The 19,894-nt window shown below is 64.9% G+C and carries 17 protein-coding genes and 1 tRNA gene; 11 read left to right on the top strand and 7 right to left on the bottom strand.

Features of this window, described 5'->3' with window-relative positions; genetic code table 11:
• The first annotated feature begins 20 nt into the window (after positions 1 to 20).
• Positions 21 to 947 (top strand): LysR family transcriptional regulator, encoded by a 927-nt coding sequence (locus LX70_RS09640; RefSeq protein WP_105514490.1) that lies wholly within the window; start codon positions 21 to 23, stop codon positions 945 to 947.
• Positions 948 to 1,150: 203 nt separating this feature from the next.
• On the opposite strand, the gene LX70_RS09635 is transcribed toward LX70_RS09640, so the two are convergent.
• Together LX70_RS09635 and uvrB are read right to left on the bottom strand one after the other, a co-directional pair.
• Positions 1,151 to 1,891, bottom strand: a complete 741-nt coding sequence (locus LX70_RS09635) for a type II toxin-antitoxin system death-on-curing family toxin (protein WP_105514488.1) — start codon at positions 1,889 to 1,891, stop codon at positions 1,151 to 1,153.
• 4 nt (positions 1,892 to 1,895) lie between these two features.
• The gene (uvrB, locus tag LX70_RS09630) at positions 1,896 to 4,073 is read right to left on the bottom strand and encodes an excinuclease ABC subunit UvrB (RefSeq protein ID WP_105514486.1); all 2,178 of its coding nucleotides are present in this window, start codon (positions 4,071 to 4,073) and stop codon (positions 1,896 to 1,898) included.
• A 332-nt stretch (positions 4,074 to 4,405) separates the two neighbouring features.
• Here uvrB and LX70_RS09625 point away from each other — a divergent pair, with 332 nt between their 5' ends.
• From LX70_RS09625 to LX70_RS09595, 7 genes are all read left to right on the top strand, one after another.
• Complete coding sequence (locus tag LX70_RS09625; RefSeq protein WP_105514484.1) at positions 4,406 to 4,717, top strand: ETC complex I subunit; 312 nt, start codon at positions 4,406 to 4,408, stop codon at positions 4,715 to 4,717.
• A 48-nt stretch (positions 4,718 to 4,765) separates the two neighbouring features.
• Entirely contained in the window at positions 4,766 to 6,223 is a 1,458-nt protein-coding gene (locus LX70_RS09620; RefSeq protein ID WP_105514483.1) for a hypothetical protein, read from the top strand.
• Positions 6,220 to 6,681, top strand: coding sequence for a GNAT family N-acetyltransferase (locus LX70_RS09615; protein ID WP_425430583.1), 462 nt, complete (start codon positions 6,220 to 6,222; stop codon positions 6,679 to 6,681). The genes LX70_RS09620 and LX70_RS09615 overlap by 4 nt, the downstream gene beginning before the upstream one ends.
• Before the next feature lie 30 nt (positions 6,682 to 6,711).
• A tRNA-Arg gene (locus LX70_RS09610) sits at positions 6,712 to 6,788 on the top strand.
• A 172-nt stretch (positions 6,789 to 6,960) separates the two neighbouring features.
• A complete protein-coding gene (locus LX70_RS09605; RefSeq protein ID WP_105514481.1) occupies positions 6,961 to 7,887 on the top strand; it encodes a transketolase in 927 nt (308 codons plus the stop codon).
• 11 nt (positions 7,888 to 7,898) lie between these two features.
• Complete coding sequence (locus LX70_RS09600; RefSeq protein ID WP_105514479.1) at positions 7,899 to 8,903, top strand: transketolase family protein; 1,005 nt, start codon at positions 7,899 to 7,901, stop codon at positions 8,901 to 8,903.
• Positions 8,903 to 10,021 (top strand): RuBisCO large subunit C-terminal-like domain-containing protein, encoded by a 1,119-nt coding sequence (locus LX70_RS09595; RefSeq protein ID WP_105514477.1) that lies wholly within the window; start codon positions 8,903 to 8,905, stop codon positions 10,019 to 10,021. The genes LX70_RS09600 and LX70_RS09595 overlap by 1 nt, the downstream gene beginning before the upstream one ends.
• A gap of 9 nt (positions 10,022 to 10,030) precedes the next feature.
• Here the strand turns inward: LX70_RS09595 and LX70_RS09590 are convergent, their stop codons facing one another.
• The 4 genes from LX70_RS09590 to LX70_RS09575 all read right to left on the bottom strand — a co-directional run bounded on the left by LX70_RS09590 (position 10,031) and on the right by LX70_RS09575 (position 14,158).
• Positions 10,031 to 10,474, bottom strand: a complete 444-nt coding sequence (locus tag LX70_RS09590) for an RbsD/FucU family protein (protein ID WP_105514475.1) — start codon at positions 10,472 to 10,474, stop codon at positions 10,031 to 10,033.
• An 80-nt stretch (positions 10,475 to 10,554) separates the two neighbouring features.
• On the bottom strand, positions 10,555 to 11,592 hold the full coding sequence (locus LX70_RS09585) for a substrate-binding domain-containing protein (protein WP_105514474.1): 1,038 nt from the start codon (positions 11,590 to 11,592) through the stop codon (positions 10,555 to 10,557).
• 36 nt (positions 11,593 to 11,628) lie between these two features.
• Entirely contained in the window at positions 11,629 to 12,645 is a 1,017-nt protein-coding gene (locus LX70_RS09580; protein WP_105514472.1) for an ABC transporter permease, read from the bottom strand.
• Positions 12,638 to 14,158 (bottom strand): sugar ABC transporter ATP-binding protein, encoded by a 1,521-nt coding sequence (locus LX70_RS09575; RefSeq protein WP_105514710.1) that lies wholly within the window; start codon positions 14,156 to 14,158, stop codon positions 12,638 to 12,640. The genes LX70_RS09580 and LX70_RS09575 overlap by 8 nt, the downstream gene beginning before the upstream one ends.
• 151 nt (positions 14,159 to 14,309) lie before the next feature.
• Here LX70_RS09575 and mtnK point away from each other — a divergent pair, with 151 nt between their 5' ends.
• Both mtnK and mtnA read left to right on the top strand, forming a co-directional pair.
• Entirely contained in the window at positions 14,310 to 15,575 is a 1,266-nt protein-coding gene (gene mtnK / locus LX70_RS09570) for an S-methyl-5-thioribose kinase (protein WP_105514470.1), read from the top strand.
• Positions 15,572 to 16,666, top strand: coding sequence for an S-methyl-5-thioribose-1-phosphate isomerase (gene mtnA / locus LX70_RS09565; protein WP_105514468.1), 1,095 nt, complete (start codon positions 15,572 to 15,574; stop codon positions 16,664 to 16,666). The genes mtnK and mtnA overlap by 4 nt, the downstream gene beginning before the upstream one ends.
• A gap of 23 nt (positions 16,667 to 16,689) precedes the next feature.
• Here mtnA and LX70_RS09560 read toward each other — a convergent pair whose 3' ends face one another.
• The gene (locus LX70_RS09560; RefSeq protein ID WP_105514466.1) at positions 16,690 to 17,658 is read right to left on the bottom strand and encodes a sugar-binding transcriptional regulator; all 969 of its coding nucleotides are present in this window, start codon (positions 17,656 to 17,658) and stop codon (positions 16,690 to 16,692) included.
• Positions 17,659 to 17,773: 115 nt separating this feature from the next.
• On the opposite strand from LX70_RS09560, the gene LX70_RS09555 reads away from it, so the two are divergent.
• Positions 17,774 to 19,816 (top strand): bifunctional aldolase/short-chain dehydrogenase, encoded by a 2,043-nt coding sequence (locus LX70_RS09555; protein ID WP_105514464.1) that lies wholly within the window; start codon positions 17,774 to 17,776, stop codon positions 19,814 to 19,816.
• The last annotated feature ends 78 nt before the right edge of the window (positions 19,817 to 19,894 follow it).

Here is a 19,894-nt window from a genome sequence, read left to right as displayed (position 1 = left end):
CATTGCGCAGCGGAGGTGGCATGAAACTGAACCAGCGCCAGATCGACGTTTTCAACGCCGTGATGTTGAACAAGAGCATCACGGCCGCCGCCGCCAGGCTGGGCAGTTCCCAGCCCACCCTCTCGCGCGAGATCCGCGCGATGGAGGCGCGGCTTGGCTTCGACCTGTTCTTGCGCTTCGGCAAGCGGCTGACCCCCACGCAGCAGGCGGTTTTGCTGCATGAGGTGGTGCTGCGCTCCTTCGTCGGGCTGGAGGAGATCAGTCGCGCCGCCTCGGTCATCCGGTCGCACAATGCCGCGAACTTTCGAATCGCCAGCATACCCGCCTACGCCGAATCCATCCTGCCCCGCGTCATCCAGCGGATGATGAAGACACGCCGCGACGTCCACTTCTCGATCCACTCGCACGAAGAACCCTCGCTGCGCCAGGAGATGACGACGCAGGTCTTCGATCTTTGCCTCGCCGAAAGCCTGTCGGAACGGGAAAGCGGTACGGGTGAGGCGATCTTTGTCGGCGACATGGTCTGTGTCCTGCCACAGGCCCATCCGCTGGCCGCGCGCACCGTGCTGGCGCCGGCCGATTTCGCCGGTCAGCCCTTCGTCTATTTCAGCCAGAACGACCCCTATCGCCACAAGCTTGACGCGGTGTTCCATGAGGCGGGCGTGGCGCGCGACTATGCCGCCGAGACGACCACGGCGACCGGCGTCTGCGCCATGGTGGAGGCCGGGGTAGGGATCTCGGTCATCAACCCGCTGACGGCGGCGAGCCATGCCGGAGGGGCGGTGGCGCTCCGCCGACTGTCGGTATCCGTACCCTACCGGGTGGCGCTGTGGTATCCGCCACGCAGCACCCGCATCGCACAGGTCCGCCGTTTTATCGCCCTGCTGCAAGACGTCGCCGGAGAAATGGCCGCCGACCTCGACCGCCACCTGACACCAAAGGCCTGAGCGGGACGAAATCCGATACGGATTTCGGGGGTCGCTTTCTGTTGAAGAAAGCGGGTTGCGCCGTCAGAGCCGTAGGGCGGGGTTCACCCCGCCAATGTGGCGGGTGTTACGGATTTGGAGCGTGCCGGGGGCGCGATGGTGGGCTGAAAGCCCACCCTACGGATTGCTTGATGGTGGGCTGATATTCCCACCCTACGTCTATTTTAGATTTTTGCCAGTCTTCTCAAGACACTCATATAGCGATAGATTTGTTCCCGCTCCGCCTCTTCATCGACATTTTGAAATTCAGCAAAAGTTTGCCCTGTTTTTTCGTAGGTCAATCCTAGCGTTCCAAGGTATCTTTTCGCGATTTTACCGGAGAATTGTCGTGTATCGGCGCCAATTCTTATGCTATTACCATCAAATGAAATTAATTTACCTCCGTCGTAATCGCGAACATTGCAACCAAGAGACGCGCACCGCTCTAAGAAGTCTGCCGTTTTCATATCTGAAGGAGAGATGTTTCGAGCAACAGAATTTTTTCGTAACCAATGTGCGATAAGGTCTACTATTTCGTCTGCGGACACTCTGTCAGTCCTATTCAAGAATAGGCCATCCGCAACACTTCGAGTTAGCTCATAAAGTTCGTCGTCTGTAACCTTGTAATCCAATATTCTTCCATTCTGATAGAGGGATGCCAGCAGTGTAACAAGCGCGGTTCTTTTATTGCCATTGTGAAAACCATGATTTTGCACCAAAGAGTGAAACAGGGCTGCGAGCTTCGCGTATTCGTCAGGGTACTTGTCGGATTCTCCGATCCCGGTATGCGGTCTCAAACACGCAGAATGGACTAGGTTCACATCGCGCGCACCGGCAGGGCTTACAGGATCATCGTCGTTTACGAACATCTCAACAAGAACCTCGTGAATTTCCATAACGTCATCGAATGTCGGTAAATAAGTCATCTAGCTACCCCCTCCGCCTCTTCCCGCCCCTCTGCCCCGGCCGCCCCGCCGTTGACCGTCCGCGCGACGCGCCGGCAGCCTCAACCGCCTCCTCCACCGCCGACTGCCGCGCGAGCGGATCGTCAGACAGCACCAGATCGACCGCCTCAAGCCGCTTGACCTCATCCCTCAGCCGCGCGGCCTCCTCGAACTCCAGGTTCTCCGCCGCTTTCCGCATCTGCACCCGTAGCGCGTCCAGATGCGCCTCAAGGTTGGCGCCGTGCATGGGTTTGTCGACCTTCGCGGTCACCCGGTTCATGTCGACGTCGCCCTTGTAAAGCCCGGCCAGAATGTCCTCGACGTTCTTCTTCACCGTCGCGGGCGTGATGCCGTGTTCAAGGTTATAGGCGATCTGCTTTTCCCGCCGCCGCTCGGTTTCGGCCAGCGCGCGTTCCATGCTGCCGGTGATCCGGTCGGCATACATGATGACGCGGCCTTCCGCGTTCCGCGCCGCCCGCCCGATGGTCTGGATCAGCGAGGTTTCGGACCGCAGGAACCCTTCCTTGTCGGCATCCAGAATTGCCACCAGCCCGCATTCGGGAATATCCAGCCCCTCACGCAGAAGGTTGATGCCGACCAGCACGTCGAAGGCGCCCAGGCGCAGGTCGCGCAGGATCTCGATCCGCTCGATCGTGTCGATGTCGGAATGCATGTAGCGCACGCGGATGCCCTGTTCGTGCATGTATTCGGTCAGGTCCTCGGCCATGCGCTTGGTCAGCGTCGTCACCAGCGTGCGAAAGCCCTTCGCGGCGACCGTGCGGACCTCATCCAACAGGTCATCCACCTGCATCTCCACGGGCCTGATTTCGACCTGCGGGTCAAGAAGGCCGGTGGGCCGGATGACCTGTTCGGTGAAAACGCCGCCTGTTTGCTCAAGCTCCCACGCGGCCGGGGTGGCGGAGACGAAAACCGACTGCGGCCGCATCGCGTCCCATTCCTCGAACTTCAAGGGCCGGTTGTCCATGCAGGAGGGCAGGCGGAACCCGTGTTCGGCCAGCGTGAACTTGCGCCGGTAGTCGCCGCGATACATGCCGCCGATCTGGGGGACAGAGACGTGGGATTCATCGGCGAAGACGATGGCGTGGTCGGGGATGAATTCGAACAGCGTGGGGGGCGGTTCGCCGGGGGCGCGGCCGGTCAGGTAGCGCGAATAGTTCTCGATCCCGTTGCAGACGCCGGTCGCCTCAAGCATCTCAAGATCGAAATTCGTGCGCTGTTCCAGCCGCTGCGCTTCCAGCAGTTTGCCTTCCTCCTGCAACTGCTTCAGCCGCGTCGCCAACTCTTTCCTGATGCCGACAATGGCCTGCTGCATCGTCGGGCGCGGGGTGACGTAGTGGGAATTCGCGTAAATCCTGATCTTTTCGAATGTATCGGTCTTATGGCCGGTGAGCGGATCGAACTCGGTGATCGTCTCCAGCTCTTCGCCAAAAAAGCTGAACTTCCAGGCGCGGTCTTCAAGGTGCGCGGGCCAAAGGTCGACGGTATCGCCCTTCACCCGGAACGCGCCCCGTTGAAAGGCAGCGTCGGCTCGGCGGTATTGTTGGGCGACAAGGTCGGCAATGAACTTACGCTGGTCATAGAGAGAGCCGACCGCCATGTCCTGCGTCATCGCCGAATAGGTCTCGACCGAGCCGATGCCATAGATGCAGGAGACGGAGGCCACGATGATCACGTCATCGCGTTCCAGAAGCGCGCGGGTGGCCGAATGGCGCATCCGGTCGATCTGCTCGTTGATCTGGCTTTCCTTCTCGATATAGGTGTCGGTCCGGGCCACATAGGCCTCGGGCTGGTAATAGTCGTAATAGCTGACGAAATACTCGACCGAGTTGTCGGGGAAGAAGCCCTTGAACTCCCCGTAAAGCTGGGCGGCGAGCGTCTTGTTGGGTGCCAGTATGATGGCGGGGCGCTGCGTTTCCTCGATCACCTTGGCCATGGTGAAGGTCTTGCCGGTGCCGGTCGCGCCCAGAAGGACCTGGTCACGCTCGCCATCCGCCACACCGCCCGAAAGTTCGGCAATCGCCGTCGGCTGGTCGCCCGCGGGGGCGAAATCGGTCTTCATCACAAAGCGCCGCCCGCCTTCCAGCTTGGGCCGGGTCAGGACCTCGGGGCGCGGGGTAGGGGCGTTGGTGTTGTTATGGGGCATGGCGACTCCTTCACCGCCAGATTTGATCTGTTTTTGTTCTTGTTCAACCCCGCCCGTGCGGATGTGCCGCGCGCCCCGGCGGTGGCCTGCAAAAAGAGGCGCAATCGAAATACAACTTTTGGTTGAAATACGGTGAATCCCCGGATACACATAAGGGGCGCACCGCGCCTGACTGCCGGCCATGGCACCCACCCAGCCACCACCACCCCACCCACGCTCCCGAGCGGGCCGGCAGTCAGACCAGCGCCAAGGGACATCAGGTCGCGGCCAAAGCCCTTGCGCGCGAGGGCGTTCTCCCCGATAAGAACGGGCGGATTTATTGGAGATTTCCCATGCGCGCGCGCATCTATCAGCCCGCCAAGACGGCAATGCAATCCGGCACCGCGAAGACCCGGCAATGGGTTCTCGACTTCGCGCCGGCCTCGGCGCGGGCGATCGACCCGCTGATGGGCTGGACCAGTTCCGGTGACACGCAAAGCCAGGTGCGGCTGCGCTTCGAAAGCCGTGAGGCGGCCGAGGAATATGCGCGCGAGAAGGGGATCGACTACACCCTGGTCGAACCCCATAGCCGCAAACCGAACGTCCGCGCCCGCGGCTATGGCGAGAATTTCGCCACCGACCGCCGCGCGCCCTGGACGCACTGACCGGGGCGCAAGCCCTTTCCTTTCCTTCCACGACTTCAGGACTTTACCATGTTTGACAAGTATATTTTCGCCGCCGGTCTGGCGCTTGCCGCCGCGCCCGCCTGGGCCGCGCCCGCGACGCAGGACGGCGCCGACCACCTCAAAAGCGTTTTCGAAGCCTATCTTGGCCAGACCGAGGGCGTCGTCACCGTCACCCCGAACGGTGAGGCCTATACCGTCAGCCTTGACCCCGCCAACCAGATCGCCAAGGCGCCGAATGGCGGCAAGGGCGCGACGGTATCGCCGATTGAGCTTCAGGTCGCCGAACTCGGCGACGGCAAATGGCAGGTCAGCCAAAACGGCCCGGTCGATTTCAACATGCTGGTTCCCGGCATGCTCGAGCTGCGGATCGCGGCGGAAGATTACAACTGGAGCGGCGTCTTCGACGAAAGCCTCAAGGCGTTCGAGACCAGCGCAGGCAAGGCCACCGGCGTCAACCTGACCGAGGCCGTGACCCAGCCCGGTCAGCCGACGATGAACGTTGCCTATACGGTCGATTCGATCGAGATCGCGACGAGCGCGGTTGCGGGCGCGACCGGCGGTATCGACGGTACCATGTCCTATGTCGTGACCGGGATGACCGAGACCTTCACCCTGCCGCCGACCCCGCAAATGCCCGCGCCGATGGATGTGACCATCACCGCCGACAGCTACACCGCCGAAGGCAACACCACGGCTGTGCGGACCGCCGCGCTTCTGGAGCTTTGGGCCTGGTTCGTCGCGCATCCGGGCGAGGATGCCATCAAGGCGAATTTCGACGAGATGAAAGGCAAGGTCGGCGCGGCGCTGCCGTTCTTCGACAATGTCAGGGCCAGCGGGACCATGAACAACCTCGCCGTCATCACCCCGATGGGTGAGGTGAAGGCCACGGCGGCGGAGATCGTGGTGGATGTGAACGGCGCCGTTGCCGACGGCAAAGTGCGCGAGCGGATCAAGCTCAGCGGGCTGCAACTGCCCGAAGAGCTTATGCCCGACTGGGTACCGCCGCTCCTGCCCAAGACGGTGACGCTGGACTTCACCGTCGACAGCTTCGACCTGGCCGCCCCGGCGCAGATTCTGCTGGCCGAGATGGGGCCTGATGGCAAGCCCTCGGCCGACATGAACCAGCGGATGATGATGGCCCTGATGCCGGCCGGGACGGTCGATATCGCGCTGGCAGAAACCGGCGCATCGTCGGACATGTATGGCCTGACGGTGGACGGCAAGATGTCCGTCGGCCCGATGACCCCGATGCCGGTCGGCAATGCGGTGATCCGCGCCAATGGTCTTGACGCCGTGATGCAGGCGCTGCAATCGGCCCCGCCGGAGGTCAGCCAGCAGGCGATCCCCGGTATCATGATGGCGCGGGGCCTGGCCAAGCCGGAGGGCGAGGACAGCTATAGCTGGACGATCGAGGCGTCCGCCACCGGCCAGATCCTTGTCAATGGCGTCGATCTGTCCGCGATGGGCGGTGGCGGGGCGCAGTGATCACCATCGCGGCGGAAAGCCCGGTTCAGGCGGTGCTGTCAGACCTGATGGCCCGCCATGCCGAGGCGATGCACGCCGACACGCCACCTGAAAGCATCCACATGCTCGACGCCGCCGACCTCGCGGCGCCGGGCATTTTCTTTTACGTCATGCGCGAGGATGGCCGCCCCGTCGGCATGGGCGCGGTCAAGCGGATCGGCCCCGCGGAGGGGGAGATCAAGTCGATGCATGTCCTGTCCGAACTGCGCGGGCGGGGCCTTGCGCGGCGGATGCTGGATCACCTCGTTTCGGCGGCAAAGGCCGAAGGTATCACCCGGCTCAGCCTTGAAACCGGATCGCAGCAAGGCTTCGCCCCCGCAAGGCGGCTTTACCAGACGGCAGGCTTCGTCCCGTGCCCGCCCTTCGCCGACTACCGCGACGACCCGATGAGCGTCTACATGACGCGGAGCCTTGCCTGACACCCCCCGCGCCGATAAAGCGAAAAGAGCGGTCCCGTAGCTCAACTGGATAGAGCAGCTGACTTCTAATCAGCAGGTTCGGGGTTCGAGTCCTCGCGGGATCGCCAATTTCCATGACCGACCCTTGTGCGCCCCCTGCGGGGTCTTTCGTCTTGCGCATGGGCGCGCGGATGGTCCGTGCCGCTATCTCCACGCAAAAAGTCAATTGTCAAACATACATGTCAAATGTATAAAACAACCATTCGTCCCCCTGTCTCCCCCCGGAAATGAGGTCCGAAGTTGCAAAACGAAAAGACGACGGAAGAGGTCGCGCTGGGTATTCGCCGCCGCGTCTTCGAACATACGATGCGCAACAATGGCGGCTATCTCAGCCAGGCCTGTTCGGCGGCCGAGCAACTGGCCTTTCTGTATAACGAGGCGCTCAACCTCGGGCAGCCGGTCCTGCCGATGATCCCGGAGCCGTTCCGCGGCGTCCCCTCGGCCGACAATCCCCACTATGTCACCGGCGCGGGCTATAACGGCCCGTTCGAACCCCATTTCGATCGCCTTTTCATCGCCCCCGCACATTACGCCCTCGTCGCCTATGCGACGCTGATCGAGACCGGGCGGATGGCGCCCGAAGGGCTTGAGATGTTCAACAAGGACGGCTCCTCGGTCGAGATGATCGGGGCGGAGCATTCGCCGGGGATGGAGGTGCATAACGGCACCCTTGGCATCGGGCTGTCGACCGGGGCGGGGCTGGCCTGGGGCCGCAAGCGGCGCGGCGAGACGGGCGAGGTCTGCGTCTTCATGTCCGACGGCGAGGTGCAGGAGGGCCAGACATGGGAGGCGGTGCAGGCCGCCGCGTTCCACGGCATCGACAACCTCTGGGCGATCATGGACGTGAACGCACAGCAATGCGACGGCGCGATGGACAGCGTGATGGAGGTTGGCGACATCGCCACCAAGCTACGCGATTTCGGCGCCGTGGTCTGCGAGATCGACGGCCACGACCTGCCCGCCATGCGCCAGGCAAAGGCCGAACCGCATGAGGGCAGGCCCCTTGTCATCCTTGCCCATACCTCGCCGACGCAGGGCATGGGCTTTCTGCGTCAGCGCTTCCCGCGCCTGCATTACGTCCGCTTCAAGACCGAGGAGGAACGCGCCGCGATGAACCGCGAGATTGCCGCAGAACTGGGCATCGACCCGATCGCCTACAGCCATTGAGGAGAGAGACGATGGTCGAAATGGTCAACCGCCCCTATGCGCGCGCTTTCGAGGACTATGCCCTGCGCCACCCCGACGTCCTCTGCCTGTCCGCCGACCTGACGTCGAGCTGCGAAATCGACGGCTTTCGCGACCGCCACCCCGAACAGTTCCTGTCGATGGGGATGGCCGAACAGAACATGCTGTCCTTCGCCGGTGGTCTCGGCCTTGCCGGGTTCCGCCCCTTCCTTCATACCTTCGGCGTCTTCCTGTACCGCAGGCCCTACGATCAGCTCATGGCCTCTGTCGCCTATCCACGGCGCAAGGTCCGGCTGATGGGCTTCTTGCCGGGTATCACGACGCCCGGCGGCATGACCCATCAGGCGATCGAGGATGTCGCGGTCATGCGGACGATCCCCAACATGACGGTTCTGGAAACCGGCGACGCGACCGAGGTCGAGGGCATCGTCGAGGCCGCCGACAGTATCGACGGGCCGGTTTATTGCCGGGTGCTGCGCGGCGCGATCCCGAGGCTCTTCGACACCCCCTTCCGGGTTGGCCAGATGCGGGTCCTGTCCGAAGGCGGCGACGTTCTGGTCGTCACCGCAGGGATCACGACAGAAGAGGCGATCCGCGCGCGCGGCGCGCTTGATGCCGCCGGGGTATCGGTGCGCCATCTGCATCTTGGCACGCTGAAGCCTTTCGACGCGGCGCAGATCCTTGACCACGCGGCCTCGGTCCGTCACGGGGTCGTCACGCTGGAAAACCACCTTGTCGCGGGGGGCATCGGCACCATGGTTGCCGAGGCGATGGCCGAGGCGGGCATGGCGAAACGGCTGATCCGGCTTGGCCTTCAGGATACCTACGCGCATGGCGGATCACGCCCCTACCTGATGCGCCACTACGGGCTTGACGCGCTGGCGCTGGTGCGCGCGATCGAACGGCTGACCGGGCAGGAAACCGGCATCGACGAGGCCGCGCTGGGCGAGGTCCGCGTCGAGGATGTCCATTCCGCCGTGAAGGCGGAGGCGCTTTGATGCGCTTTTCCGTCACCTACCGGATCTTCGCGCCGGACCTGACCGAGGCGAAGGCGCGGGCCGGGGCGATCGCGCTGGAGCAGACGGTGGAGATTCCGCGCGACGTCGTCCCCGCAGGCTATATCGAGACCGAAATCCTTGGCCGGATCGAGGAAATCGGGGCAGAGGCCGAGGGCCGGTTCCGCGCCACGATCAGCTATTCCCCCGACAGCGCGGGGCGGGAGCTTGCGCAATTCTTCAACGTGATCTTCGGTAACTCCTCGATCCAGCGCGGGCTGCGGGTGATCGCCGTCGATCCGGGGGCAGAGATGACCCGCCGCCACCCCGGTCCGCGCTTCGGCATCGACGGCATCCGCGCGCTCTGCGGGCGCACACATGGCGGCATGATCGCCCCGGTGCTGAAGCCGCAGGGGCTGAACGCGGATGCCCTGGCGCGTCTCGGCTATCTTTGCGCGAAGGCCGGGGCGGACGTGGTCAAGGAAGATCACGGCATCATGGATCAGCCCATGGCGCCCTTCCGCGAGCGGGTGGAAAAGACCGTTGCCGCCGTCGCGCGGGCCAATGCAGAGACCGGGGGCAGGGCGCTTTACTTTCCCTCGCTCGCCGGTGCGCCGGATCAGATCGAGGCGAATATCCGCTTCGCAAAGGACGCGGGCGCCGATGGGCTTCTGGTGATGCCGGGGCTTTTGGGGTTCGGCGTCGTGGCCCGGATCGCGCGGGACGGCGCGCTGAACATGCCGGTGATGACGCATCCCTCTTTCCTTGGCCCCTACGTCCTGTCGCCCGAGACGGGCTTTGATCACGGGGTGATGTTCGGCACGCTGCAACGGCTGGCCGGGGCCGATATCTCGGTCTTTCCCAATGTCGGCGGGCGTTTCGGCTTTACGGCAGGCGACTGCGCGCAGATCGCAACCGCCTGCCGCGATCCGAACGGACCGGGTCGCGCGATGCTGCCAAGCCCCGGTGGCGGGATGAGCGTCGAGCGCGCGGGCGACATGGCGGCGATGTATGGCACCGACGTGGTCTATCTGCTGGGCGGATCGCTTTTGCGTCTGGGGGAGCGGATCGGCGAGGGGATCGCCGCGATGCGCGCCGCGCTGGACCGGGTGGATGGATAGCGCGCCCGGTCAGAAGATCACGCCCTTGCGCAGGATGAAACAGCCGAAGGCCCGCGTTTCGGTGCAGCGCACCACACCAAAGCCGGTCCGCGCGCGGGCATAGAAGGCCTGCCGTTCCAGCGAACCGACCGCGCCGCCCTCGGGCATTTCCGCCCCCAGCACCGCCAGCGCGTCGCGATGCACCTCGGCCGGGGCAGCGCCCTTGCCGTCCTCTTCCATCCAGAACGCGCCTTGCGGCACGAAATGGTCCAGAGGCATCAGCCCGCAGATCAGCGCGATAGCCGCCGGGGCGTTGAAACCCGGCAGTTCGACAAGCTGCCCGCTGACGGTTTCGGAGGCGGTCGCATGGGCGGGGTAATTGCAATCGACAAGCACCAGTTCGTCGCCATGTCCCAACCGCATCAGCAGGTCCAGAAGATCCGCCGTCATGCGCGGGTCGATCCCCTTGAGCATTCTCCACCTCCCTCAAGAAAGCCGGGGCGCGCGTATACTCCCGCGCGCCCCGGCCAGCCTAATGCAATTGTCCCGCCGCGTCAGCGTTGCGGCAGCGGCATCCAGCCGGGAACCGAGACATCGGCATGGGCGAAGGCCGGGACCTTGGCGCTCAGGTCCTCCATATTCGTGATATCGAGATCGTTCAGCATCTGCTGGGTGATAAGCGTCGGCGGCACGATGACGTTGTGGCCGGGGTCCTCACCCGCCAGCAGCATCGCCAGGGTACGCACCGAAACCTCGCCTACCACTGCCGGGTTGGTGGCGGCGGTGGCCTTCCAGGCCGACCCGTCCTCGCGCATCGCGGCGATGTCGGAGGTGGAGACATCGGCGGAGTAGATGGAGACCTTGCCGGACATCTCCGCCTCGTCCACGGCGATCTTCACGCCCTTGGCGAATTCGTCATAGGGCGCGAACATCACCGTAATGTCGGGATTGGCCGACAGGGCCGAGCGCGCCTGGTTCGCGACCGAATTCGCGATCGGGTTGTCGAGTGTGCCGAACTCGGCCACCTGATTGATGCCGGGATTGTCGGCCTTCACCTTCTGCCAGGTCTCATCCCGACGGTCGAGCGGCGCGATCCCCGGCACATAGACATACCCGGCGGTAAAGCTGGTGCCATTGTCCTTCAGCGCCTGTTCCAGCGCCAGACGGGCCAGATCGCGGTCCGACTGTTCGACCTGCGGGATCGCGGCATTGTCGACGTTCACGTCGAAGGCCACGACCTTGATCCCGGCATCGACCGCGCGCTGGGCGGCGTCCTTCATCGACTCGGTCAGGCCGTGCTGGATGATGATGCCGTCAACGCCAAGCGCGATGGCCTGGTCGACCATGTCCGATTGCAGCGCCGCGTCCTGACGGCTGTCAAGCACACGCAGGTCCACGCCGATGGCAGCGGCCTGCTTTTCCACGCCCGACAGATAGGCCTGGAAGAAGTCGCCGGTCGAAAGATAGCGCACCAGCGCGATCTTGACCGCGCCGGGATTGTCGAAGGGCGCGGGCATGTCGGCGCCAAAGGCAAGGCCCGGCATCATCGCGACAGAGCCGATCAGCCCCGTGAATAGGCGTCTGGAAATCATGATCTTCCTCTCCTGTTTTTCAGTTCCGGTTGGCATTCAGCCGCGCGCCCGGCCTCCTCTGCCGGACAGCGCGAAAGTGAAGACGAGCGCGATGACAAGCACCGCCCCCTTGACGAAATCCTGCGTGTAGTAAGGCGCGTTCATCATCGTCAGGCCCTGAAGCAGGATGCCGACGAAAAGCGCGCCGATCGCCGTGCCGAAGGCGTTGGGCTTTGACGCGCCCAGCACCGCAAAGCCGATGAGCGCGGCGGCGACGGAATCGAGCAGAAGGTTGTTGCCCGAGGCGACATCGCCCCGCCCCAGACGCGCCGCCAGAAGGATGCCCCCGACCGAGGCGAGAACGCCCGAGATCATGTAGGCCACGATCTTGTAGCGGTTGACATTGGCCCCGGCGAGGCTGGCGGCCTGCTGGTTCGACCCGATGGCATACATCAGCCGCCCGTGCCGCGTGGTTTCCAGAAACACCCAGACACCGATAGCGATGGCGATCAGGAAGATCACCGAAAGCGGCACCAGGTTCGGCGCGATGAAGTCGATGCGGTGGCGGCCAAGCGCCAGGAACGCCTCGGAGAACTTGCCATTCGCGACCGACCCGTCCGGCAGGCTCATCCCGGTGGAGATGGAGCGCCCCTCTGTCGGGATGCGCTGCGCGCCGACCAGAAGGAACATCATGCCCAGCGTGGCAAGCAGATCCGGCACCCGCATCTTCACCACCAGAAGCCCGTTGATAAGGCCCACGAAGGCCCCCATCGCAAGGCAGATCAGCACCGCCGAAAGCGCGCTCATCTCCCATACGACCATGACATAGGAGGACAGCATCAGGGCCGAGGTCGCGACCGCCCCGATGGACAGGTCGAAGCCGCCCACCACCAGAGTCGCCGTCACGCCAAGCGCGAGGATGCCGGTGATCGCCACCGATTGCAGGATGAAGACCGCCGAAAATGGTGTCAGGAACCCTTCGGCCATGATCCCGAAAAAGACGATCAGCGCCGCCATCAGGACAAGGAAACCGTAGCGGATGGCGAGGTCGACAAGGCTTGTGCGGTTATCCATGCTGAAGTCCTGCTGCGCGTGCCGGCGCGGCCTCGACCACTTCGGCCATGATCGCGGACACGTCGATATTCTCGTTCCTGTGTTCACCGACGATGGAATGCTCGCTCATCACGAGGATCCGGTCGGCGATCTCAAGCGCCTCATCCAGTTCGGCCACGAAGACGATGGTGGCGCGGGTTCCGGCGGTGGCGCGGATCTTGTGGCCGATGTCGCGGCGGGCCTGAATGTCGACACCCTGAAACGGCTCGTCGAGGATCAGAAGGCGCGACGCTTCGGCCATCCACCGCGCGACCATGACCTTCTGCTGATTGCCGCCCGACAGGGTCAGGATGCCGTCCATCGGGGTTTGGCAGATCACCCCCATCTCGCCGATCATCCGTTCGGCGGTGCGCCTTTCGGACCCGCGCGACAGAAAGCTGGCGCGGCTGTGGCGCGGCAGGAAGGGGATGGTGATGTTGCGGGTGATGTCGAAATCGGCCACCACCGCCGTGATCAGCCGGTCCTTCGGACACATGTAGACCCCGGCCGCAATCGCGGCGCGCGCGTCTGTGGGGCGATGGGGGCGGCCGTCCAGAACCATCTGGCCCGACAGCGGCGGCGCAAGCCCGAAAAGCGCGCCCGCAAGGTCGGACTTGCCCGACCCGACCAGCCCTGTGATCGCGATCACCTCATTTTCCCGCGCGACCAAGCTGAAGGGGGCCGCGCCCGGCCGCAGGACAAGGTCGCTGACCTCAAGGACCGTGCGGCCCGGCGCGGGGATGGTGATGTCGGCCTCGGTCATCTCATGGCCCAGCATCGCCCGGACCGACCCGGAATAGTCGAGAGGCGCCTCCTCGAACACGCCCGCGATCTGGCCGTCGCGCATCGACACGATCCGGTCGGCAAGGCGGCGGATATCCGACATCCGGTGCGAGATATAAAGGATCGCGACACCCCGGTCGCGCAGGCTTTCGATCAGGTCGAACAGCCGCTCCGCCTCGACCGCCGAAAGCGACGATGTCGGTTCATCCAGAATCATCAGGCGCGGGTCGTGGGCCATGGCGCGGGCGATGGCGACCAGTTGGCGGTCAGCCAGCGACAGGTCGGCCACCTGCCGCGTGACGTCGATCTCAAGCCCGACCGCTGCGGCGATCTCGCGCGCCCGCTCGCGCATCCTGCGGCGGTTGAGAAAGGTTCCGGACCCGTCGGCGAGCGTGTCGAGAAGCAGGTTCGACGCGACGTCGAGATCGGGGACAACACCGTCATTGATGTTCTGATGCACGGTCACGACACCCGCCCGCAGCGCGGCCGAAGGCGAGGCGGGCGCGAAGGGCCTGCCGTCCAGCGTCACCGTCCCCGCATCGGCGCCGTGAACGCCGCAGAGGATCTTCACCAGCGTCGATTTCCCGGCCCCGTTCGCCCCCATCAGCACGGTCACCCGCCCCGCCGGGATGGTCAGGTCGATACCACGCAGAACCTGGTTGCGCCCAAACGCCTTGCGCAGGCCAGCCAATCGGATCGCCGGGTCGTTCAAAGCCGTTTTCTCCTCCACTGGGCTGGAGGCTGTCCGGTAAATCTTCAAATGTCAATACAATTTGACAATTGACCTGAAACCGGGGAATCTGCATCCGGCAGCCCGTCGCGGACAGCGGCCGGGGCCAGTTTCGACAAGGGGGAGGAGACCTTTGGCAACCCGTGACTATGCGCCTTTGACGCCGCAAACCCTCGCCGCCCGGCTGGGCGGGATCGAGGCGGTCCGTTCCCGTGCGGGCGACCCGTCCGCCTGGACCGTGCGCGAGGTGGGCGACGGCAACCTCAACCTCGTCTTCATCATCGACGGCCCGGACGGCAGCGTGATCGCCAAGCAGGCGCTGCCCTATGTGCGCCTTGTCGGCGAAAGCTGGCCGCTGCCCCTGAAACGCGCCTATTTCGAATATAACGCGCTGATCCGGCAGGCGGCGCGCGACCCCGGCTCGGTCCCCGAGGTCTTTCATTTCGATGAGGAACAGGCGCTGGTGGTGATGGAGTTCCTCAGCCCCCATGTGATCCTGCGCCATTCGCTGATGGCGGGCAAACGCCATCCCGACCTTGGCGGCGTATTGGGCCGGTTCTGCGCGCGCACGCTGTTCCGGGGCTCCGACCTGTCGATGAAGACCGCCGACCGCAAGGCCGATCTGGCACTTTTCGCGGGCAATGTGGAACTTTGCGACATTACCGAGAACCTCGTTTTCTCCGATCCCTATTTCGCGGCCGAGATGAACCGCCACACCCCGCAGTTGGACCCGGTCGTGGCGGAACTGCGCGCCGATATCGACCTCAAGATCGCGGCGCAGCACCTCAAGGCCGCCTTCGCCACCAATGCGGAAACGATGCTGCATGGCGACCTGCACACCGGCTCGGTCATGGTGTCGGACACGGAGACCCGCGTCATCGACCCGGAATTCGCGACCTATGGGCCGATGGGTTTCGACGTCGGCATGCTGATCGCGAATTTCCTGATGGCCTATTTCGCCCAGCCCGGCCATGCCGAAACCGAAGGCAGCCGCGCCGGGTATCAGGAGTGGATATTGTCCGTGGTGGAGGAGCTTTGGGCAGAGTTCGCCGCCGAGTTCACCCGCCTCTGGCGCGAGGAGAGGAACGGCATCCTTTACGAACGCACCCTTTTCGAGGATCAGGGCCACGGCATCGGCGCCGAACAGGCGCGGATCGACCGGCTTGCCGCGATCTGGCGCGACACGCTGGGCTTTTGCGGGATCGAGATGCACCGCCGCACGCTCAGCCTTGCGCATATCGCCGAATACGACCAGATCGCGGATGAGGCGTTGCGCGCAAAGTGCGAGGCGCGGGGCCTGCGCCTTGGCCGGGCGCTGGCCGTGCGGCGCGGCACCATCACCGGCATGGAGGAGGTGCTGAACCTCGCCCGCCATATCAATCAGGAGGCCATCCTATGAAGATCGACGGCAAGCCCTACCGCTCCATCTGGCGCGAACCTTCGGGAGAGGTGCGCATCATCGACCAGCGCTGGCTGCCGCACGAGCTTCGGATCGTGCCCCTGGCCACCCGTCAGGATTTCGCCGACGCGATCCGCGACATGTGGGTGCGTGGCGCACCGCTGATCGGGGCGACGGCGGCCTATGGCGTCGCGGTGCAGATGGCCGCCGATCCGTCGGACGCCTCGCTTCGCGAGACGTGGGAGGTGCTGCATGAAACCCGGCCGACCGCGATCAACCTGAAATGGGCGCTCGATGAGATGACGCGCGTCCTGCAACCGCTTCCGCCCGAGGCCCGCGCCGAGGCCGCCTATCGCCGCGCCGCCGAGATTTGCGACGAGGATGTGGAGATCAACCGCCAGATCGGGTTGCACGGGCTGGAGATCATCCGCGAGATCGCGAAGAAGAAGGGCGGTGGCCGTGTCAATGTCTTGACCCATTGCAACGCGGGCTGGCCCGCGACCGTCGACTGGGGGACCGCCACCTCACCGATCTACCACGCGGTCGAGGACGGGATCGACGTCCATGTCTTCGTCGACGAAACCCGCCCCCGCAATCAGGGCGCGCAACTGACAAGCTGGGAACTGAACAGCCACGGCGTCAGCCATGACCTGATCGTGGACAACGCCGGTGGCCACATGATGCAGCATGGCGAGGTCGATCTGGTCATCGTCGGCACCGACCGCACCACCGCGCGCGGTGATGTCTGCAACAAGATCGGCACCTATCTGAAGGCGCTGGCGGCGAAGGCCAATGGCGTGCCCTTCTACGTCGCGCTGCCCTCGCCCACGATCGACTGGACCGTGTCGGACGGGATCAGGGAAATCCCGATCGAGGAGCGCGGCGGCGAGGAGGTGACCCATGTTCAGGGCCGCGATGCCGGGGGCAACATCGTCTCGGTCCAGATCTCGCCCGACGGCACACCCGCGCGCAACCCCGCCTTCGACGTGACCCCGGCCGAACTTGTGACCGGCCTCATCACCGAACGCGGGGTCTGCAAGGCCGACGCGGCGGCGATGGCGGCGATGTTCCCCGATCTGGCGAAAGGTTAGGCCGGGCGGCGGCGGGGGGCGCCCTATTCCCCCGCCAGCAGCGCCTCGGCCACGCCAAGGCTGGTCACAAGGTGGGAGACATAGCCCCCCCGCATCGCCGCGCGCGAGGCTTCGACCTTGTCGAGGCCGGGGGTCACGAGGATGCCCATCTGAAGCCCGACGAGTTTTTCCAGCGGGATGCCGATCATGCGCGGTTCCAGCGGCCCGTCGATCCCCTTGCCCGCGCCGTCGATGAAACGCCCGCACAGAACCCCTTCGGCCCCATGCGCGACATACCAGTCAAGCTCTGCCTGCGTCGCGACGCCCGAGCCGACGACATGACTGTCGGACAGGCAGGTGCCGACCGAGAACAGGAACTTGTTGCAGGTCTCAAGCCGGGCCAGCTGGTCGCGGATGATCGGCTCTGACCGCAGCGCCGCCGCCAGTTCGCCGCTCGACAGCACCGCCGGGGCGTGCAGGTTGTAGCAAAGCGCCCCAAGCCGCTGGGCAAGACGGGTGGAACAGGCCTCGGCCGTGAAACCGTAGGGCGTGGACATGGACCCCACAAGCTGCACGACCGAAAGCCCCTCGATCCGCCGCCGCTCCGTCGCCTGGGCGAGGTCATAGATCGTCCGCCCCCAGGCAAGGCCCAGCCGGTCGCCCGGTTCCAGCAGATCGGGCAACCAATCGGCGGCACCCTGCACGACCCGGTGAAACGTCGTTTCCACATCCGCGCCCTCATCCGGCACGACATAGGCGGCGCGCAGCCCGAAGCGGTCGCAAAGACCCACGGCGGCGCGGTGGCGGGTGAACGCCTCGGCCCTGAGGGAGATCCGCACCAGTCCCTGCTCGCGTGCCTCCTGAAGGTAGTTCACCACCGTCGCCCGCGAAATCCCGAGCCGGTCGGCGATCTCCTTCTGGTTCAGCCCTTCCTGATAATACATCCAGGCGACCTCGATCACCACGTTCTCGCCGCTGATCTGGCCCGTCGTCCTGCGCTTCGCTCCGGCCACCCGACCCCCTTGTTTTTATTTATGACAACATCATTTGACTTTTGTATAAAGCCCGCGAAAGATCAAGCGGCACCGCCGCCCCGGACAGATCGCGAGCCTAGCAGGAGTTTTTCAGATGATCATCAACCGTTGGCAAGATGCCGAGGCCCGCGCGATGCAGGAGGCCGCCGGTGCGGACCCGATGGCCCGCGAACTGGCGCTGCGTGTCTATACCTCGCGGATCATCGGCCAGGACCCGGATCTGGTGATGCATGGCGGCGGCAATACCTCGGTGAAGCTCCGCGCCCGCGACGTCTTTGGCGATGAGGTCGATGTCATCCACATCAAGGGCTCTGGCTGGGACCTTGGCACCATCGCAGCGGCGGGCCTTCCGGCGGTACGCATGGCGCCGCTGATGCGGCTCAGGGACCTTCCGGCGCTGTCGGATGAGGAGATGGTGAACGTCCAGCGGTCGAACCTTCTTGACAGCACGGCGCCCAACCCCTCGGTGGAAACGCTGCTGCACGCCTATCTGCCGCATAAATACGTCGATCACACCCACGCCACGGCGATGCTCGCGCTCGCCAACCTGCCCGAGGTCGAAGCGGCCACGCGGGAGATCTTTGGCGGCCGGATGGCGCTGGTCCCCTATGTCATGCCCGGTTTCGCGCTGGCGAAGCTCGCCGCCGAGACGTTCGAAGGGCATCCCGATGCCGAGGGACTGCTTCTGGTCAATCACGGCCATTTTGCCTGGGGACCGGATGCGAAATCCTCCTATGACCGGATCGTCGCGCATACGAACATGGTTGAGGCCTGGCTGGCCGACCGCCGCCCCGAACCGCTGCACCCGGTCGCGGCGCTGCCGCAGCCCGATCTGGCCCGGACGCTTTCGGCCCTGCGCGGCGCCATCGGCGCGCATCTGCCCGACGGCGCGCCGATGCCGGTCTTCGACCTGCGCAGCAACGGGGTGGTCGATGCCTTCCTTGCGCGTCCCGACCTTGCGGACCTGGCGACCCGCGGCGTCGCGACGCCTGACCATGTGATCCGCACCAAGGGCCATCCGCTGGTCCTTGACGGTGCGACCGTCGCGGGCGGGGCCGGGGCGATTGCGGCGGCGGTCGACCGCTTCGTCGCCGGTTACACCGCCTATTTCGGCCGTCAGGCCCCGCGCTTTGGCGGCAGCAAGACGATGCTCTCCCCGCTTCCCAACCTCGCCTGGATCGTCGGGGCCGGTCTTGTCGGCATCGGCGCGGATGCCAAGGCGGCGCGGATCGCGGCCGATATCGGCGAACAGTCGCAGCGCGTGATGCGCGACGGCGAGGCGGCGGGCGGCTTCCGCCCGATTGCCGAGGCGGACCTGTTCGACATGGAATACTGGTCGCTGGAACAGGCGAAGCTGGGCAAGGGCAAGGCGCCGGTCTTTCAGGGCCGCGTCGTCCTTGTCACCGGCGGCGCGGGCGCCATCGGGTTGGCCACGGCGCGGGCGTTCAAGGCGCAGGGCGCGACGGTTTTCCTGGTGGACCGCGACGCGGGCGCGCTTGAAACCGCGTTGCAGGCGCTCGGCGGCGATCATGGCGCGCTGGCCTGCGACATCACGGAAACCGGCGCGGCCGAAGGGGCGGTCGCGGCCTGCGTGGCCCGCTTCGGCGGGCTCGACATCCTTGTCTCCAACGCCGGGGCCGCGATGGTGGGGGAGGTGGCGACCCTTCCCGACGATACCCTGCGCGCGTCGTTCGAGCTGAACTTCTTCGCCCACCTCGCCTTCGCGCAGGCCGCGACGGCGGTGTTCCGGGCGCAGGGCCGGGGCGGGCAGATCCTGTTCAACGTGTCGAAACAGGCGGTCAACCCCGGCAAGGGCTTTGCCGCCTATGGCCTGCCCAAGGCGACGACCTTCTTCCTGCTCCGCCAGCTTGCGCTGGAACTGGGTGCCGAGGGCATCCGCGTCAACGGCATCAACGCCGACCGCATCCGGTCGGGCCTTCTGACGCCCGAGATGATCGCCGCCCGCGCCTCGGCCCGCCAGATCGACGAGGCAAGCTATATGGGCGGCAACCTGCTGCACCGTGAGGTTGAGGCGCACCATGTCGCCGAAGGCTTTGTCATGCTGGCGCAGTCCGAACGCACCACGGCGCATGTCCTGACCGTCGATGGCGGCAATATCGAAGCGGCGCTGCGCTAAAGCGTTTCGGGTTTACGTTGAGAAAGTAAGTATCAGAATTCGAACGAAATAAGTTCAAATTCTGATTCAGTGTAAACC

The sequence above is a fragment of the Albidovulum denitrificans genome (genome assembly GCF_002973535.1).
GTDB lineage: Bacteria > Pseudomonadota > Alphaproteobacteria > Rhodobacterales > Rhodobacteraceae > Albidovulum > Albidovulum denitrificans.
The sequence above is the reverse complement of the archived record's forward strand: the minus strand, read 5'-3'. Positions and strand labels throughout refer to the sequence as shown.

What these genes read in the sequence shown, in the direction of transcription:
- LX70_RS09640 (WP_105514490.1), top strand. Translation starts at nt 21, where the DNA reads ATGAAACTGAACCAGCGCCAGATCGACGTTTTCAACGCCGTGATGTTG.
- LX70_RS09635 (WP_105514488.1), bottom strand. Translation starts at nt 1,891, where the DNA reads ATGACTTATTTACCGACATTCGATGACGTTATGGAAATTCACGAGGTT.
- uvrB (WP_105514486.1), bottom strand. Translation starts at nt 4,073, where the DNA reads ATGCCCCATAACAACACCAACGCCCCTACCCCGCGCCCCGAGGTCCTG.
- LX70_RS09625 (WP_105514484.1), top strand. Translation starts at nt 4,406, where the DNA reads ATGCGCGCGCGCATCTATCAGCCCGCCAAGACGGCAATGCAATCCGGC.
- LX70_RS09620 (WP_105514483.1), top strand. Translation starts at nt 4,766, where the DNA reads ATGTTTGACAAGTATATTTTCGCCGCCGGTCTGGCGCTTGCCGCCGCG.
- LX70_RS09600 (WP_105514479.1), top strand. Translation starts at nt 7,899, where the DNA reads ATGGTCGAAATGGTCAACCGCCCCTATGCGCGCGCTTTCGAGGACTAT.
- LX70_RS09595 (WP_105514477.1), top strand. Translation starts at nt 8,903, where the DNA reads ATGCGCTTTTCCGTCACCTACCGGATCTTCGCGCCGGACCTGACCGAG.
- LX70_RS09590 (WP_105514475.1), bottom strand. Translation starts at nt 10,474, where the DNA reads ATGCTCAAGGGGATCGACCCGCGCATGACGGCGGATCTTCTGGACCTG.
- LX70_RS09585 (WP_105514474.1), bottom strand. Translation starts at nt 11,592, where the DNA reads ATGATTTCCAGACGCCTATTCACGGGGCTGATCGGCTCTGTCGCGATG.
- LX70_RS09580 (WP_105514472.1), bottom strand. Translation starts at nt 12,645, where the DNA reads ATGGATAACCGCACAAGCCTTGTCGACCTCGCCATCCGCTACGGTTTC.
- mtnA (WP_105514468.1), top strand. Translation starts at nt 15,572, where the DNA reads ATGAAGATCGACGGCAAGCCCTACCGCTCCATCTGGCGCGAACCTTCG.
- LX70_RS09555 (WP_105514464.1), top strand. Translation starts at nt 17,774, where the DNA reads ATGATCATCAACCGTTGGCAAGATGCCGAGGCCCGCGCGATGCAGGAG.